Source organism: Nocardiopsis alba (assembly GCF_000710955.1).
In the GTDB taxonomy this organism is placed as follows: Bacteria; Actinomycetota; Actinomycetes; order Streptosporangiales; family Streptosporangiaceae; genus Nocardiopsis; species Nocardiopsis alba.
The window spans coordinates 571,375-587,614 of sequence record NZ_BAZE01000003.1; the positions used below are offsets into that span (position 1 = coordinate 571,375).

Genomic DNA, 16,240 nt, shown 5'->3' on the forward strand with positions numbered 1-16,240 from the left:
CGCCGATCAGGTCCTGGCACGCTCCAGGGCCTGCCAGAACCCTTGGCGCAGTCCGTCACGGACCTCGTCGCGCAACAGGTGGTCGATCGGGAGCGAGGAGCCCTGAAGCAGGCGGGCCTCCAGGTCGGAGGGCATTCGTGGCCGTCTGGCCAGAACCGCCTCCACCCATAGGGCCGGAGCCTCGCGTGCGATCGACTCCGCGAAGTCGTTCCCTTCCCTGTGCGCGACATGCACCGCTTCATCAACGGTATGCGGGGCGGGGCCCGTCTGCTGGGCATATCCAGGACTGGGGGCGGATTCCTGGTGTCCCCTGGGGCCGAATCGGTCGTCGTACTCGGGACCAGTAGGCCGCCGCTCCCCGAAACGGGGGTCGGCGCCACCGCGGCGTGCGGCGTCAGCTTCCGTACTGGTCCCATAGGTAGGGTTTGGGTCCGACCCACCTCCGAAACCCTGGTCCTCGCCGGGTCCGCCCCCGTATCTGGGGTCGGGTGCGGGTGGGGTTCTGCGGGGCGGAGGTCCCTGGGGGGCGTCGGTGGCGAAGGAGACCTGCGGGCCCGTTCCGGGGTCGAAGGCGGCCTGGGGGCCGGTACCTCCGAAGGCCGGTTGGGGTCCGGTGCCACCACCGAACCCGGGCTGGGGTCCGGTGCTGTCGTAGCCGGCAGGGCCCGTACCGAGGCCGGGGGCCGTGCCGTTCGGGGGCGCCGAGGGAAGGCCGTAGCCGTTCGGTTCGGCGCCGCGCATCGACTGGTGGGCGCCGGTGCTCGGGGGCGGGTAGGGGGTCTGGCCGTTCTGGCCCGCGGGGGAGCCCGGGTAGGCGGCGGCGCCGTTGACCGGTTGTCCCCCGGTGGGGAAGCCGTTGGCGTCGATGCCCCCGGAGGCCCTGTTCTCTCCGCCGGAGCCGGCCAGGTGGTCGCCGCGTTGCTGGGCGAGGGAGCGTCGCATGGCGCGCAGTTGCTCCATGGCGCTGCCCTGGGGGACGGACTGTCCGCCGGTGCCGGCGAACATGGCCTCCAGTCCGCCGGTGGAGGTGTCGGCGGGCTGTTCGGGCTGGGCGCGACGCCCTCGTTCCGCGGAGCGGGGGCGGGCGGGCGCCTGTTCGGGGACCGGTGTGGCGCGCCCGTTGGCGAAGGGGGTGGTCGTCTTGGCGGCGTTCTCCTGGGTGGATCCGCCGCCGGAGAGCAGTTCGACGTGGGGGCGCAGGTGGCCCGCGCCGATCTCGATGAGGTCGTCGCACTCCTGGCGCAGGGACCGGGAGATGGTCCAGTTGCCCTCCACCGAGATGTGCACGACGGTGACGCGCACGCCCATCTCCTGGACGTCGGCGACCACCGGGGCCATGTCCTCGTCCCCGCTGACCAGGACCGCGTCGCACAGGACACCGGTCCGGGCGAGTGTGGTCAGGTCGCGTTGGACGTAGCTCTCCACGCCCTCGCGGCGCCCCGGGCGGATCCGGGCGGCTCTGAACTTGATGCCGGGGATGTCGGCGATGCCGTCCTGTTCCTGGGTCCTCCGGTCGTCGGCGATCGCCTCGTACCAGTAGCAGCGCAGGAGCGGCAGCCCCGTGCGGTCTCGCGCGACCTCGTTGAGGAACTGGACGAGACCGGAATAGTCCCAGGCGACGGAATCCCGGTTACGGGTTCCGTGTACGGCCATCGCGCCGTCGGCGAGAAGGTATCCCGCGTCGACGAACAACGCGCAACGGTCCACGTGACACCGCCCCCTTCCCTGTCGATCTCTGGGGCCATATCCATGACCGGGGCACAGCCTAGCCAAATCCGTCTGGTTTTGCGTTCCGCCTGTGAATACCCACGGTTATGGTCTTGCTACTCAACGGCGATTCCCCTGGATGTCCGTGGTTTTCCGAGCGCTGTGAACAGCGCCTCGATAACCGGGATCAGGTGCGCATAGGGGCCGCGAGTGCGATGACCCCCACCAGTAGCGCGTCCTGTTCGGAGAGGATTCGGATTTCCGATTCCCTGCCGAGCACCGCGTCGAATCGCGTCACGTCGGTACCGAAGGTCATCGGATCCCCGTCCGCTCCACGCGCGGAACCCACGAAGGCGTTGTCGACGGTTCCCGGCCCTTCGGAAGGGGCGTGGGGGACACCGTCGATCAGGACACGGTCGCCGCCCAATTCGGCGTCCCCTTCCCAGGCGACCACGTCGACCCCGGTCCGGACCGCCGTCGGGAGCAGCCCCGAGACCGGGAAGGCCGCTCCGTTCGAGTCCTGGAAGACCGCCGAGGTCTCGTCCAGGACCATCGCCTGCTGGTACCCCTCCACGGCGGGGTCCTCCAGGACCAGGACCAGGCTCCAGCCCGCGTAGACGCCGCGCCCCTCTTGGGCGGGGACGTCGGCGACCCACCACTGCCCGCCACCGGAGGCGCGCACCAGGTCGGTGACGTCGGCGAACGACTGGTAGGCCGAGTAGGCGGGCAGGTCGGCGGAGCGGGTCTCGGTGGCGGTGACGGTGGTGTAGGCGGCCATGCCCGGCCCCTTCACCCGCGCGGTCGGCACGCCCGGGTCCCCGGAGGCGGAGAAGTACAGCCCGGCCCAGCGGACCGAACCGCCCTCGGGAAGGGACCAGGTGGCGGAGCTGGAGGAGGTGGTCGTGGGGTCCTGGTCGCGGTCGAGCGGGGCCATCACCCAGTTGTCGTTGTCGATGCCCTCCCCGGAGCGGGCGCGGGCCTGGGCGCAGTCGCCCTCCTCGTGCTCCTCCGGTTCGTCCTCGTCCCGGTGGTCTTCGCCCGGGTCGGTGGGTTCGACGGTCTCCCCGGGAAGCTCGGGGAGTTCGGGTGTCAGGGGAGGTCCGGTCGGAGCGGGGTCCTCGTCCTCGAGGGACGGCGCCTCCGGGGTCGGGTATCCGGGCGGTCCGTCGGGTGTCCCTTCCTCACCTCCGCCGAGCAGGTCGTCGAGGGCCTCGCCCGCGTCCTCGGGAGAGACGTGGTCGGCGGGGGCCCGCCCGAGGTCGGCGTCCTCCTGTTCGGGGAGCGGGAGGGTGGGCCCGGGGTCCTCCGTCGGGGCGGGAGGGGTCGGCCCGGGAAGGGCCTCGGGGGTCTCCGGGGTCCCGGGGGTGCCCCACCAGGGCCACGGCCAGGTGGGCTTCTTCGACTCCTCGGGTTCGGTACAGGTCATGAGGGAGTTGCCGACGGCCTCCGTGCGTACCTGCCCCGCCGTGGCGTACCGGGCGGGGATCCCTTCGGAGGTGACCCCGCGTTCGCCGGTGGCCCGATGGCTCACGTTCCCAGAGGAGATCACGACCCCGGCGGGCACGTCCACGTCGGCGTCGGGGGCCACCCGAACGTCGAGGAAGTGGGTGCTGCTCTCTCCCGCGGCCATGCCCGAACGCACGCATTCACCGCCGCCGCTCCCGGCCGAACAGCCCCAGTCACCGTTACCGGAGGCCATCGGGACCGCGTTGCCGGCTCCGCCGGAGGAGATCATCTCCACTCCGGGAGGGAGGGTGATCTGGGCGAGGACGTCCTCGGCCGTGTCCTGCCCGGTGTTGAGCACGTCGAGGACCATGATCCCCTCGCTGCCCGGCACGAGCGACCCGACCGGGTCGATGCCCACGGCGAACTCGGGCAGCGGTTCCTCGGGGGCCGGTTCGGGTTCGGGCTCCTCGGGGGCGGGCGGCGGGTCCTCCTGGGGGTCCTCCGGTGCCGGATCCTCCGGTGCCGGGGCGTCCGGTTCCTGGGGCGCGGGCGGGTCCGGAACCTCCTCCGGGGGAACGTCGGCGGGCGGGGCCGGTACCGGAGCGGGCTCGTCCGGCGTGGCGGGCGGCGGGTCGTCGGGGGTGTCCTGGGCCGGGGGCGGCGGGTCCTCGGCGGGGGCGTCGATCGGCGGTGCCGCGGCCGGGGACGGCTCCTCGGGGATCGGTGTGTCCCCGCCGACCAGGGCGAAGGCGACGGCGACCGCCATGCCGGCGGCCGCCGCGGCTCCGGCCGTGGCCTGCTGCCCTCTTCGGGACATCCGATTCCACCAGGCGCCGCCGGCCGTCGCGCCGGGGACGGAGGCCAGGTAGCCCGTGGCGCCGAAGCCGACCACCAGGGGCAGCATGACCCCGCGCAGTCCGACGTTGACGTCCATCAGCTCCGCGTACACCTCACGGCACTCGCCGCAGTCGTCCATGTGCCGGTCGACCTTGGTGGTGTCGCGTTTGGACAGACCTCCGCGCACGTAGGCGCCCAGAAGGCCGATGGTGGGACGGCAGGCCTCCGCGGTCCCACTGCCCGCCAGGTGCATCTGGAGGTAGGCCTGGCGCAGCCCCTCGCGGGCGCGGTAGGCCAGGGCCGCCACCCCGTTGGGGTTCATGCCGAGGATGGTCGCCGCCTCGGCGGGTTTGACCCCTTCGATCTCGGTGTGCCACAGGACCGACTGCCAACGTTCGGGCAGGGAGAGGAAGGCGCGCGCGATCAGCGAACGTTCCAGCCCCTCCAGTGCCGGGTCGACGAAGGGCTCTCCGGCGTCGAAGCTCTCCATGTCGTCCGTGACGACCTGGCGCTTCTCGCCTCTCCCCCGGTCGTAGGCGGCGTTGCGCACCGCCGTGAGCAGGTAGGGGCGGAAGGCGTCGGTGGGCCCTCCCCCTCGCTGTATGACGCTGAGCACCTTGGTGAACGCCTCGGCGACGGCGTCCTCGACCTCGGCCTCGCCTCTCAGGAGCTGTCTGGCCAGCCCTCGGGCCGCTCCGGCGTGACGCTCGTAGAGGGTTCCGAAGGCCGCGTTGTCACCGGCTTTGACCTGTCGGATGATCTCGGCGTCCCCGAGAAGCGTCTCTGTGTACTCCCCATCGGCGTCGGTCACCCCGCGGCGCCCTTTCAACTCTTGGGCCGCCCCCGCCACACGCCGGAACCGGGTTCGGGGGGCGGGGGTTATCGGCGTCCGAAAACACGTGCTCGAAAAAATATCCCGTATCCGCGTCATGGGCGCCACCGATCTCCGTGATTAGGGGTGAGGGCGAACGGAGACGGCCCGTCGCGGGGGCGCGGGCCGACTTCGTTCACCTGGGAGAACGACGACCGGGAGCGGAAGCAATGGGCGAGACCGAGGTGGGTTCCGGAGCGCGGGACCGAATGCTCCATCGTGCCCGGGAGCTGCGTGCGCCGTGGAGACGTCGATCACGTGAGGTGGGTTGGGGCCGGTTCGAGGACTGGTGGACGCCTTCGGTGGACGCCCTGTGCACGGCTCATGTGGCCGGTGACGACCTGTCCGGTCCCTGCGCCCGTCTCGGAGAGGCGCGGGCCCGGGCGGGGTTCGGTATCGGTCCGTCCTTGGAGGATCTCGACGCCTTCGCCCGGGCCGTCGGCTGGGAGCAGGTGCCGCTCCCCCTGGCCCGTTCGCTGGCGGAGGGCTGGGAGCGGGGCGGTCGTAGCCGGGGCGACTGTCAGGACCCGTTGACCGGTCTGGCCAACAGCGAATACCTGCGCACCCGGGTGGGGGAGCTCTATCGGGGTGTCGAGGACGGGGTCCCGGCCGCGTTCGGGCACCACCTGGTCGTGGTGGCCCTGGACCCGGCGCTCGACCCTTGGCGGCGGACGGCACGGCTGATCGTGCTCGGCCACGAACTACGTCGTTTCTTCACCCGTGGAGAGTCGGTGTGCCTGGTCAATCGGGCGCGGATCGCGGTGATCGCCACCGAGGACCCGGACGCGAACGGTTCCCTGACCCGATTGAGGGACGAGGTCTGCTGGGAGCACGGGGCCGCGGTGTGGTCGGCTCCGCTCCCCTCGTCCCACCGTGAGGCCTCGGCTCTGCTCGACTCCCTGGACGGCGGGGGTGACCGCGCCGACGTATGACCTTCCGATCGCCGTTCGGCGCGTGAGGGCCCTCCTCGAGGGGGAGGCGCCCGTGCCGAGCGGCACCGCCGACCGCCGCGCGACGCTGAGGGGACGGAGCGTGGCCGGTCGGCGGCCCCGTCCGACGGTGATCCTCGGGTCTTCTGGCCCCCTCGAGAGGGCGGCCCGGGACACCGTCGGACGGTGGGCGCGGACGTCCGCGCCCCAGGGGCGCGTTCGCACAGGGGAGGCGGACGCGCCCCGCCCGTTCACTCGGGCCGAGGCGCTCCCGTGCGGTTCAGCCGACCTTCAGGCGTCCGAGGCTCGCTCGGAAGAGCGTCCTTCCGACGAAGGACGTGGGGACCGGAGGCACGTTCGCCACGCGCTCCTCGAAACCGCCCGGTATCGGCGCGGATCGGTCCGTCTCAGAGGCGGGGCCGGTCCACGACACGAGACCCGGTTCGTGGAAACCCGGGACCGCGGCCTCTCCGGCGGGGGCCGGGGTCCCCTCGACGAACGGGGCCGGAGGCTCCACCGGGGCGGGGGCGGGGGCCGTCTCCGGTGAAGGCGCGGGTGGGGGCGTGACCGTCTCCGGTGCGGGGGACGGCGGAGACGCGAGCTCCTCCCGCGGAGGTTCGGGTGGTGCGGCCTCCTCCCGTGGAGGGGTCGCGGGAGCCGCGTCCGCCTCTCGAGGAGGGGACGGCGGGTCCGTCGGCCGCGGGCCCGCGGGGGTGACGGCCGGCTCCGGTGTTCCCGGCATGGCCGGAGGGACCGCAGGGCGGGGCGTCTCGGAGGGCCCCGGTGGTGCGGAGGGTGGCGTCACCCCTCTGGGAGGCGTGGGCGGGGGCCCGTGGTGCGGTCGAGGCGTCTGGGGCCCGGTGTCCGGCCGCTGTTCCGGTGGGACGTCCCTCGACGGCCCGGTGGGCGCCGTGGGGGCGACCGGGGTTCCCATGAGGAAGGCCTCGGCCATCGTGTCCAGAGAGAGGTCGCGTGCGGGCCCGGCGGGGCTCTGCGGACCCGACGGGGCCTGGGCCGCGGGAGGCCCGGGAGGTCGCTGCGGCCCGGACGGCGCGGAGCCGGCCCCGGGCGGCCCGGCGAGCGGACGTCGGGGACCCGAGGGTGGCTGCGCGGGGAACCGGCCCGGAGGGTTCTGCGGACCGGAGGGCACGGAGGCGGGGCCGGGCGGCCCGGCCTGGGGACGTCGCGGACCTGGCCGGGGAGGCCCTGGAGGGTTCTGCGGACCCGACGGAGCCGAAGCGGGAGGGACCGGCCCGGCCGGAGGACGCTGCGGACCCGACGGGGCGTGCTGAGGGCCCGACGGAGCATGCTGAGGGAACCGGCCCGCGGGGTTCTGCGGACCGGACGGCGCGGAGACGGGACCGTGCGGGCCGCCGGGAGGAGGCTGCGGACCCGACGGAGCCGAGGCGGGAGGGACCGGCCCGGCCGGAGGACGCTGCGGTCCCGACGGGGCCTGGCCCGGAGGGGGCCCGGGAGGCCGTTGAGGGCCCGAGGGCGCCTGGGCCGGAGATCTCCCCGGAGGGTTCTGCGGACCGGACGGCGCCTGCGAGGACGGAGGACGCTGCGGTCCCGAGGGGATCCGAGGGCCGGAGGCCGGTGGGGAAGGGGGCCCGGGGTGCGGTCGAGGACCCGAGGGCGCGCCGGCGGGACCGTGCGGCCGTTGCGGGCCGGACGGCGCCTGCGGCGGCGGAGGTCCCTGCCGTTCGGAGGGCCCCGACGGGGTCCGCCCCGCACCGGGAGAGGCGCTCGGAGGGCGCTGGGGACCCGAGGGTTCCGGTGCGCGCTTCGGTCCCTGCGGCTTCTGCGGTCCGGACAGGGGCAGGGCCGGGCGCTCCATCCGCACGGTGACGTCGTCGGCGTCCGGTTCCTCCGGGGAAGGCGGCGTGGCCGAGGGCTCGGGGTCCCGCTTCGGCCCCCGCGCCTCCCGAGGGTCGGACAGGGGCAGGGCCGGCCTCTTCATGTGGACGGTGGTGTCGTCGGGGTCCGGTCCCTCCACGGGGTCCTGCTCCCCGGAAGGAGCGGAGAAGGAGGTCGGGAACGTGTGCCAGTGCCCTCCCTCCGCGTTCTCGGAGGTGGCCGCCCCCTCTTCGGGACGGTCGTCCTCGGGCGTGCGCTCGTCCGCGCTCATCGTCCACCCTCCGTGCTCGATCCACCGTCGACGGCCCGGGCCAGCGCCTCTACCGCCACCGCCTGCACCAGCCGGTGCGTACTCTCCGCGATCCGGTCGGGCAGCGCCTCGATCCGCTGCTCCAGATGGCGATCGGGCGGTAGGACGATCACCGCCGCCCCGCTCTCCTCGATGATCCGCGCCGTGCGCGTCACGTCGAGGTCCTGTCCCGCGTCCTGTTCCCGGGCCAGGACCACCACGGTCCGAGCGAGTTCGGCCGCGTTCTCGCCCGAGGCCACATCGTCGAGTTCCCGCCCCAGGCGCACCACCGCCTCGCGGGTCGCCCGCACCACCCGGACCCGGGAGTGCGCGCGGGCCGCCATCGTCTCCAGGAACCCGCCGCCCCGTTCACCGGCCACCAGGGTCACCCCGAAGAACCGGGACACGGGCAGCAGCCCCGAGGCGTACGTTCCGCCGTCCTCGGGGTCGGTGCGCGCCGTCCACAGCCGATCGGTGACCTGCCCGAGGCCGTCACGGACCGTTTCGAACGCGGCCGCGTCGGTCGCGCCCAGGTCCCCGGGCTCAGAGGCTCCCAGCCGGGTCGCCAACGACGGCTCCCCTGTCTCGGCGTCCACCACCAGCACCCGGTCGTGCCTCAGGTGCGCGAGCGCCCGCGCCATGAGCGCGGCCACCACGGTGGCGTCGGCCCCCGTACCCACGTCGTCCACGGCGATCCGGCGTCCGGTCACCGTGGACCGCTGCAACCCGGATCCGAGTTCGACCGCGCGGGCCACCCCGTCCACCGGCCCCAGCGGCCGGAACAGGAGGCGCCCGACCCGCCGGGCCCACCCGTCTCCGAAGACCGGCCTCACCCTCTGTTCGACATCCATCGTTCCCCCGCTCAGAACGTCTCGAGGAGACGCTGGTAGGTCCCGAAGGCCCCCACCGCCAACGGCACCAGCACGATGACGGCGACCGCCTCGCATCTGCTGGTGATCCCGCGCAGGCGAGCCCGCACGTGTTCGGGCTGTTCGACCGACAGCACCACGGCGGGGATCGCCGCGACCGCGGCGACCGTCCCGAGGGCGGGCCAGATCCCCCACGCGTACGTCTGGGTCAGGGCCAGGAGGAAGGCTCCCGCCACCACCAGGCTCGCCACGACGAGCACGGCCTTCTGCACGGTCAGCGGGAAGAGCCGGGAGCGGCTGGCCACGACCACGGCCAGAGCCACCGCCAGCCCCGCGGTCCACGGGTCGAGCTGCGAGGCCAGCCCGACGCCGGCGGTGACGGCCGCCGCCGCCACGGCCACGGTGGCGATCACGAGACTGCGGTGCGCGTCGGCCACGGAGGAGAGCACGTCTCCCCTGGCCACGTCCTCGCCCGCGTTACGCCGATCGTCGAAGACCGCCAGGCCCGAGAACATCAGGGCCAGCCTCAGGATCGTGCTCAGCAGCACCACGCAGGCCACCGTCATGACGGCGGCGACCTGATGGGCCGGAAGGCCGAAGGCCGCCGCGCCCGACCAGACCACGGCCAGGGCGAGCCCGGTCCCACCGCCGATCAGACCGCCCCGGCCCAGGCCGGAGGTGAGCCCGAGCATCAGGACCAGGCCGGCGACCAGAGCGACCGATCCGCCCCAGCGCGCCCACTCCGGCCAGCCGAAGAGATCGCAGGCGAGCCACAGGGTGAGTACACCGACCGCCGCGCCCGCCATGGACAGCGCCGTGCCCAGCGGTTCCCGCCAGAAGGCGCCCAGGGCCGCGCCCGCGACCAGGAGCAGGGCCGCGACCACAGCGAGGCCGGTCATCCCTCCGGTGGAGGGAGAGTGCAGATGACCGAGCCAGGCGCCGAGGACCGCCAACGCCACCAACGCGGCGGTGGCGGTCCAACGGGCCGCCGACGGGGTCCATCGCCCGCTGTGGTCGTCGATGGCCTGGGAGACCGCTTCGGGCACTTCGTGCACGACCGGGGCGGGGACCGGGTCCTCGGCCCGCACCAGCCGCAGCACCGCGCCGTCGGCCACCTCCCGCTCGGCGAGGGTGGTCTCCCCCACCAGGGCGGTCCCCGATGTGGTGACCAGGTGGCGCGACCGGGCCGGGTTCTCCACCGGGTCGCCCAAGAGTTCGAGTACCTCGGGCATGAGGGCGCCCACAGGCTCGTCGGCGGGCAGAACCGCGTCGACCCTGCGCTCCTCGCCCACGAGCGTCACGCGGCTCCAAGCGGTCATGGTCCTCCTATCCTGCGGGATCGTCATGGTCGTGTCGGGGGTCGCGGCTCCGGGGCGGTCCGACCGCGCCGCCCCGGGCCGAGGTCAATCGGGCACTTCGGTGACGGCGACGCGTTCGACGTAGCCGTTCCCGATGAGCCAGCGCAGGGTCGGCGCCGGCGGGGTCTCGCCGAAGCCGGCGGTGTCGAGGGTGAAACGGATGCCGCCCCCGGGCAGGTCGCCCTCGGCGGGCGCCGTCGTGGCGGTCACCTGGAAGGGGTGGATCACCCGGTAGCGGTGGTAGAGGGGTTCGCCGTCGGGGTCGGCCCGCGCGTGCTCGGGAAGACCGCGCTCGGCGAAGGGCGTGCCGTCCGGGCCGAGGTGACGTCCGCTCTCCTGGCCGAAGGCGTCCACCAGGTCCCCGGGTTCGAGGGTGTGCAGGTAGGAACCGCCGCTGCGCTGCTCCAGCTCGTCGCGGACCTTGTCGGCCAGCGCGGTGCTCGCCGCGGCGGCCTCCGTCTCCTGCGAGGAGGTGAGGGGCGCGGGGTCGGCCTCGACCGTGGCCAGCTCCTGGTGGAGCCAGCGCGCCGTCTCGTCCTCGGTACGGAACTCCGCTCCGGGGCGGCCCTGGTCGTGGTCCATGACGGACACCGAGAGGTAGCCCTCGGAGTCCTCGGTGATCAGGTAGTAGCTGTCCACCGTGCCGGGGTCGGGGCGCGGGTCTCCGGGGAGCACGTAGAGGCTCGGCGCCACCCCGGCCTCGTCGAGTTCGGCGCGCAGTTGGTCGAAGGTGACCTCGCTGCCGACCCAGTTCCCCGGGGTGGGCGGAAGGGCACGGGTGGCCGGGCCGGAGGCGGCCTGCTCCTGCTCGACGCGTTGCGTGCCGAGCCGGTGGTCGATGAAGGACCAGCCGACCGATCCTCCGCAGACCACCGCGGCCAGGCAGACGCTGCCGATCACCTTGGCGATGTTCTCGTCCAGGCGCCGCCGCGTGCGTCCGCCTCCGAAGAGCACGGCCTCGCGCAGGCGTTGTCGGCGTACGGCGACGGACTCGAGCAACTGACTGTCGTAGTCGCGTGCCACCCGTGCTCCTCGCTACCTCTCGTCGCTGAATGCCCTCAGGGGGCGGGGGTCAGATGCTCTGGACCGCGCTGTTGGCCCGGCTCAGTGTCTCCTGGGCGGTGGAGTCGTTGGTCTCCAGGGTCTCGCGGACGAGGCGGATGATCTCCCGGACCTCGTTGGCCGCGTTGTGCCACTTGAGTTCCTTCTCGCTGTACTCCTCGGAGACCCCGGTGGCCTCGAACTCGGACATCGCGGTGCTCACGTCGGTGTCGCGCTCGCCGATGATGCCTTCGAGTCGGTTCATGATGGTGTTGATGTTGCCCTGGGCCTCCTGGGAGGCGCCGAGATCGTAGGCGTTCTTCATCTGGTCTCTCCTGTGGGGGTGAGGATCAGCGGAACTTGGCGCCGTCGAAGTTGGCCGCGCCCATGTTGGCGTTGGCGTCGTCGGCCATGGTGTCGGCACCGCCGACGAAGGCCGCGTTCATGCCCTCCTGGCCGACCTGGATGGAACCGAGGCCCGCGCGCAGGTCGGACGCGATGCCGTCGGCCCGCGCCTTGAAGGAGTCGAAGGCGGCCTTGCCCGCGCCGTCGAACTTGCCGGCGAGCGGCTCGGCGGCCTGGACGAGTTGCTGGACGAGCGAGCTGAGTTCGTCACCCGAGCCCGCGGTGTTCTGTCCGAGAGTGGTCAGCGTCGCGTCGCCGACTTCCCAGCGTGACATCCGTTCACCTGTTCTTTCTTCGGGGGGTCTTCGCGAGGCCGTCGCCTCCCGTACCAGGGATGACGCGCGCGAAGCACCGACGGTTCGGAAGAACAACAAAGCCGTACAAGAAACACGATGCCCCAGAGAGGGAGAAACCGCATCCTACAAGTGGAGGGTGACGGAAAAGGAGACGGGCCGGCCCCGTAACTCGGGAGGCCGGACGAGGCCGGTGATCACCGAAGAGACATCCGGCGACTCCTGAGACGAACGAAGAAAGGCGGAGCGAGATGCACGCCACCTCTCCCCTATTCGCGCAGGTAAGAGCGGGTTTTGGAAACTCCCCCCTCGTACCGGCTTCTCCCGTCTTTCCTGGTTGTGCCAACATCGGCGACGAACCTTCCTCCCCCTTCACCCGAGCGCCCGCTCGAGGACGGAGGAGGAACGAGAACCGATCCGGCCTGTCACACGTCTGAGAGAACATCGTGAAGTTCGAGTTGATCGATCTCCCAGAACCGACGCCCTCCTCATCCGACGAACCCACCGAGCACGAGCCGGGCCTCCCCCCGGTGAGGGTCGTCGCGGAGCGGGCCCGCGGGCGTGTGCGCGCGGAGTCCGAGGCCCTCCGCGTCACCCTCGACCGGATGTGGGAGACCATCGCCTCATCCGATCCAGAGCACACACCTTCGGCATCCACCCCCTCTGTGTTACCGACCGGCTTCCGCCCCGAAGCCTTCTCACGCCGCGATGACTGAGGCACCGCCACGAACACGAGAGGAGACGTTCCATGTCCAAGTGGAACCTTGATACCGAGGCCGTGGGCGTCGTCCTGGAGACCGTCGCCGGCCACTTCGGCGAAGAGGGCAGTGGAGAGGGCTTCGTCGGTATCTTCGACGAGCTCCAGGACAGCCTCGAACAAGCCGGCGAGTACTCCAAGGACGACGCCGTCAACATGGCCCTGATGGAGTTCGCCGGACACTACTTCGGAGTCCTGGGCGGCATGGCGTCACTGACCACGTCCGCCATCTCCGGTGCCACCCAGGCCACCATCCATTACATCGAGGGCGATCTGGAGAACGCCGAGGAAGCACAGAGGAACGCGGGTGTGATCCCCGACCCCGAGCCCTAGCCGGCTCCGTTCCGCTCCGGCCGATCTCACCCCGACACGAACCCCTCCCTCTCGGGACCGGCTGCTCCGCCCCGTCAGCCGGTCCCCACTCTGGAAACCCCATGGTCCTCCTTTGACAGATGATGGTGACCCCCCTTGTCGAATCTGATCGATCCGAACTCCTTCCCCATCCCCGAGACCCTCACCCATTCACTCGACTACGTTGCGGGCAGGCTCACGCGCCAGGGCGATGAGCTCACCACCGTGGTCGGGGACATCACCAGCTCGTGGAGCGGTCTCGAAAGCTGCTACTCCGCGCCCGAGAGTGCCGACCTGCTCACCGTCCTCAGCCCGCTCACCGGTGACGCCGAAGAGGTCTCCACCGCCCTCTCCACCACGGGCGACGCGCTCAGCGCGTTCGCCGAACGCGTCGCCGAGATCAAACAGGACTGGTACGCCCTGCGGACCGAGGCCCGCGAGTTCCTGAGCAGTATCGATTACGGGGAGAAGGAGGGCTGGCGCGACGGCAGCGGGTTCTGGTTCTGGAAGGAGGAGAGCCCCGACGTCGTCAAGCACAATGAACTCTTGGAACGTCGAGACGCGCTGGTCCTCGCTTATGAAGAGGCCGCCCGCGACTGTGCCAACGCCATCACCTCGCAGTTCGGCGGCACCGAGTTCGTCGCCGGTTCGACAGACGGGACCCCACCCGCGGAAGGCCAATTCGCGTACGGGTTCGACGGGGCGGTCGATCTGCCCCCGGAGTGGGGGAGCCCGCAGGACACCGACCACGCCTGGTACAACGACGCCGGCGACGCCGTCGGCGACTTCTTCGTCGGTATAGCCGAGGACGCGGGCGGCGCGATCGGTATCCACAGCGCCACCAACGGCTGGTTCGGCGCCAGTTGGGGGGACAACCTCGCCGAATACTGGGGGGACGCCTTCTACGGCGCGGCCGCCATGGCCGGTTTCAGCCGCGACGAGGAGGGCTGGGGCTGGTCCGGTTCCACGATGAAGGACTCCTGGCGGGACGCCGCGCACGCGATGGTGCCGTGGGAGGAATGGGGCGAGCGGCCCTGGTACACCATCGGCACCGCGGCCCTCAACATCGGCTCGGTCGTGGCCGGTGTCGCCCTCAGCGCCACCGGTGTGGGCGCTGTCGTGGGCGCTCCGTTGCTGGCCTGGCGGGGTTCGAAGGTGTTGAGCTCCGTGGGCGGCGGCCGCACACCGGACCTGGACACCCCGGACACCCCCCGACTCAGTCAGGCCGAACTGGCACGGATACCCCGCTACGGCGACGGGCCCGTCACCCCGGTGGACCTGAGCGGAGTGGACGCCGCCAAACTCGACACCTCCGCGCTCGGCCGGATGAACGAGTCCCTGGAACGGCTCTCCGCCGCCCGCAGCGGTGGCGGCGACGGCAGCGGCTCGGGGAGACCCGGCGGCTCCGAGACCGACACCCAGGGGACCGGCGCCCGCCCCACCACCGCGGGCAACACACCCGACACAGAACGCACCGAGCGACGCTCCCCCGTCGGCCGCAAGGACGACGAGACCGAGAACCCCACCGCCGGACAGCTCGAGGACACCCAGGACTTCCTGGACGGCATCGACCAGGAGTCGACCAACTCCGTCCGCGAGGGCGCACAGCGGGAACAGGACAAGTGGGTCGCCGAGCAGACCGTCCCCGACGACGCGTCGAGCCTCTACGACACCCCGGTGCAGCGCTACGAGAGCGAGCCCGCCCGCGTCGAGAGCCGGGTCGAGGCCCTGATCGAGGAGAGGGTCGGAGCCGGTGTCGGGGCTGAGGGCGGAGGCCTCAAGGTCAACGCCCACAGCGACAACGGCCACGTCAACGCCAGCACCGATACCACCGGCTCCCCCATGGACACCCCCCGCACCGGCGGTAGCGGTGGACACCACCTTCTCGGCTCAGAATCCGGCCGTGGCGGCACCCTCGGTGGCAACGGGGGCAGCGGAGGAGGAGGCGGTACCGGCGGCCCCGGCAACGGCAACGGCGGCGTCCCGGGTGGCCGGCTCCCCGACGACCCCAACTCCTCGGATCGCCCCAACGACCGGTCCGACGCTGAAGACCGCCCCAACGACAGGACCGACACCGACGATCGGCCCAACGACAAGTCCGACTCGGAGACCCGCTCCGACGGCACGCCCCCGGTCAGGGATCAGGACCAGGGCGACAGCGGGCGGACCGACGACTCCTCCTCCGACAACGGCGACAAGCCCGAGCGGAACCTCACTCCGGAGGAGGAGAGAAGAGAGCGGAGGATGGAGCGGGCCGAAAAGTACATCAGGGACCTATATGGAAAAACAAAAGAAGCATTCGTCAACGAATTTGTTGACAAGGTCAACAGAATAACCGAATTGAGAGAAATCTTCTACAGGGGCGACGGAACCAGGCACAGCATCGACGATAAAATCGACGGCCACACTATTCCAGAACTCGATTTGGGAGATGATGGAATTCTCAGAACCAAGGATAAGGTCGAAACCGGACCTAGCCCGACATATATCTCCAGCGAAAAGAAAATTCTTTTCTCCGCAGACCCAAATGACCCAATGAAACCTCAACTCGATCAACTGGCACAGGATCGAGTCGCAGCAATTAATGAAAACAACAACAAGACCACAAGCAAGTACGAAGATGGCACATCCATCAATGGAAAGATGAGCCAAGTTTCGGAGATCTACGGCGAGGAATCAGCAAAACATTACGTACCGAAGATCTTCGATGGAGAGACCACTGTCCCTGTAAAAAGCCCTAATCCTTGGGGGGCCGAGGGGGAGATCACGCTCCCCAAGGTGGAGGGAGACAACCTCCTGGCTAGGCTTGAGTTCCCTCCTGGCGGAAAAAACTACCAGTTCGACATGATCCACTGGCAACCCCAGGATACATTTGTCATCACGGAAGCAAAGGCAGATGTCGACACAACCCTGGGAGGCCGAAAAATTGGATCAGGCACAAACGCAATAAGACACCAACAGGGAACCGAACCTTACCTCCACGCCACACTCCAGGATATGCTCCGACGAGGAAGGGCCACTTCGGATAGCCCCGCGAATCCAAAGTCAGACCTTCCAACCGAAGGATCGATCAATGAGATGCACCTGGCCACGAAGCTGCTTGAAGCCCTCAAAAACGGCAAACTCTATTACGCAGAAGTCAAAGGGGTGACCACAGAGGACGGAAACCACGGCGGAGTAGCATACAGTCTTTACGACATCTATTCTGGAAACAACGGCAACAATTAGAA

At 70.8% G+C, this 16,240-nt stretch carries 10 protein-coding genes; 3 read left to right on the plus strand and 7 right to left on the minus strand.

Features of this window, described 5'->3' with window-relative positions; all coding sequences use genetic code 11:
* Nucleotides 1–6: 6 nt before the first annotated feature.
* The gene (locus TR33_RS08345; protein ID WP_017534417.1) at nt 7–1,707 is read right to left on the minus strand and encodes an NYN domain-containing protein; all 1,701 of its coding nucleotides are present in this window, start codon (nt 1,705–1,707) and stop codon (nt 7–9) included.
* Between the two features lie 187 nt (nt 1,708–1,894).
* Nucleotides 1,895–4,801, minus strand: coding sequence for a sigma-70 family RNA polymerase sigma factor (locus tag TR33_RS08350; protein WP_042282509.1), 2,907 nt, complete (start codon nt 4,799–4,801; stop codon nt 1,895–1,897).
* Nucleotides 4,802–5,031: 230 nt separating this feature from the next.
* On the opposite strand from TR33_RS08350, the gene TR33_RS08355 reads away from it, so the two are divergent.
* Complete coding sequence (locus TR33_RS08355; RefSeq protein WP_017534416.1) at nt 5,032–5,793, plus strand: hypothetical protein; 762 nt, start codon at nt 5,032–5,034, stop codon at nt 5,791–5,793.
* 2,121 nt (nt 5,794–7,914) lie between these two features.
* Here TR33_RS08355 and TR33_RS08365 read toward each other — a convergent pair.
* The 5 genes from TR33_RS08365 to TR33_RS08385 form a co-directional block, all read right to left on the minus strand.
* Nucleotides 7,915–8,787 carry a coiled-coil domain-containing protein gene (locus tag TR33_RS08365; protein WP_042282513.1) on the minus strand — a complete coding sequence of 291 codons (873 nt, stop codon included), beginning with the start codon at nt 8,785–8,787 and terminating at the stop codon, nt 7,915–7,917.
* Nucleotides 8,788–8,798: 11 nt separating this feature from the next.
* On the minus strand, nt 8,799–10,124 hold the full coding sequence (gene eccD, locus TR33_RS08370) for a type VII secretion integral membrane protein EccD (RefSeq protein WP_014913391.1): 1,326 nt from the start codon (nt 10,122–10,124) through the stop codon (nt 8,799–8,801).
* Between the two features lie 84 nt (nt 10,125–10,208).
* Entirely contained in the window at nt 10,209–11,186 is a 978-nt protein-coding gene (locus TR33_RS08375) for a TNT domain-containing protein (RefSeq protein WP_014910336.1), read from the minus strand.
* Nucleotides 11,187–11,235: 49 nt separating this feature from the next.
* On the minus strand, nt 11,236–11,529 hold the full coding sequence (locus tag TR33_RS08380; RefSeq protein WP_014912421.1) for a pore-forming ESAT-6 family protein: 294 nt from the start codon (nt 11,527–11,529) through the stop codon (nt 11,236–11,238).
* Between the two features lie 25 nt (nt 11,530–11,554).
* Nucleotides 11,555–11,884, minus strand: coding sequence for a hypothetical protein (locus TR33_RS08385; RefSeq protein ID WP_014909589.1), 330 nt, complete (start codon nt 11,882–11,884; stop codon nt 11,555–11,557).
* A 766-nt stretch (nt 11,885–12,650) separates the two neighbouring features.
* On the opposite strand from TR33_RS08385, the gene TR33_RS08395 reads away from it, so the two are divergent.
* The gene (locus TR33_RS08395) at nt 12,651–12,992 is read left to right on the plus strand and encodes a DUF6507 family protein (protein WP_017534411.1); all 342 of its coding nucleotides are present in this window, start codon (nt 12,651–12,653) and stop codon (nt 12,990–12,992) included.
* A gap of 135 nt (nt 12,993–13,127) precedes the next feature.
* Complete coding sequence (locus TR33_RS26570; RefSeq protein ID WP_042282517.1) at nt 13,128–16,238, plus strand: hypothetical protein; 3,111 nt, start codon at nt 13,128–13,130, stop codon at nt 16,236–16,238.
* The last annotated feature ends 2 nt before the right edge of the window (nt 16,239–16,240 follow it).

Coding starts and splice junctions, on each gene's coding strand:
- TR33_RS08355 (WP_017534416.1), top strand. CDS start 5,032: ATGGGCGAGACCGAGGTGGGTTCCGGAGCGCGGGACCGAATGCTCCAT.
- TR33_RS08365 (WP_042282513.1), bottom strand. CDS start 8,787: ATGGATGTCGAACAGAGGGTGAGGCCGGTCTTCGGAGACGGGTGGGCC.
- eccD (WP_014913391.1), bottom strand. CDS start 10,124: ATGACCGCTTGGAGCCGCGTGACGCTCGTGGGCGAGGAGCGCAGGGTC.
- TR33_RS08380 (WP_014912421.1), bottom strand. CDS start 11,529: ATGAAGAACGCCTACGATCTCGGCGCCTCCCAGGAGGCCCAGGGCAAC.
- TR33_RS08385 (WP_014909589.1), bottom strand. CDS start 11,884: ATGTCACGCTGGGAAGTCGGCGACGCGACGCTGACCACTCTCGGACAG.
- TR33_RS08395 (WP_017534411.1), top strand. CDS start 12,651: ATGTCCAAGTGGAACCTTGATACCGAGGCCGTGGGCGTCGTCCTGGAG.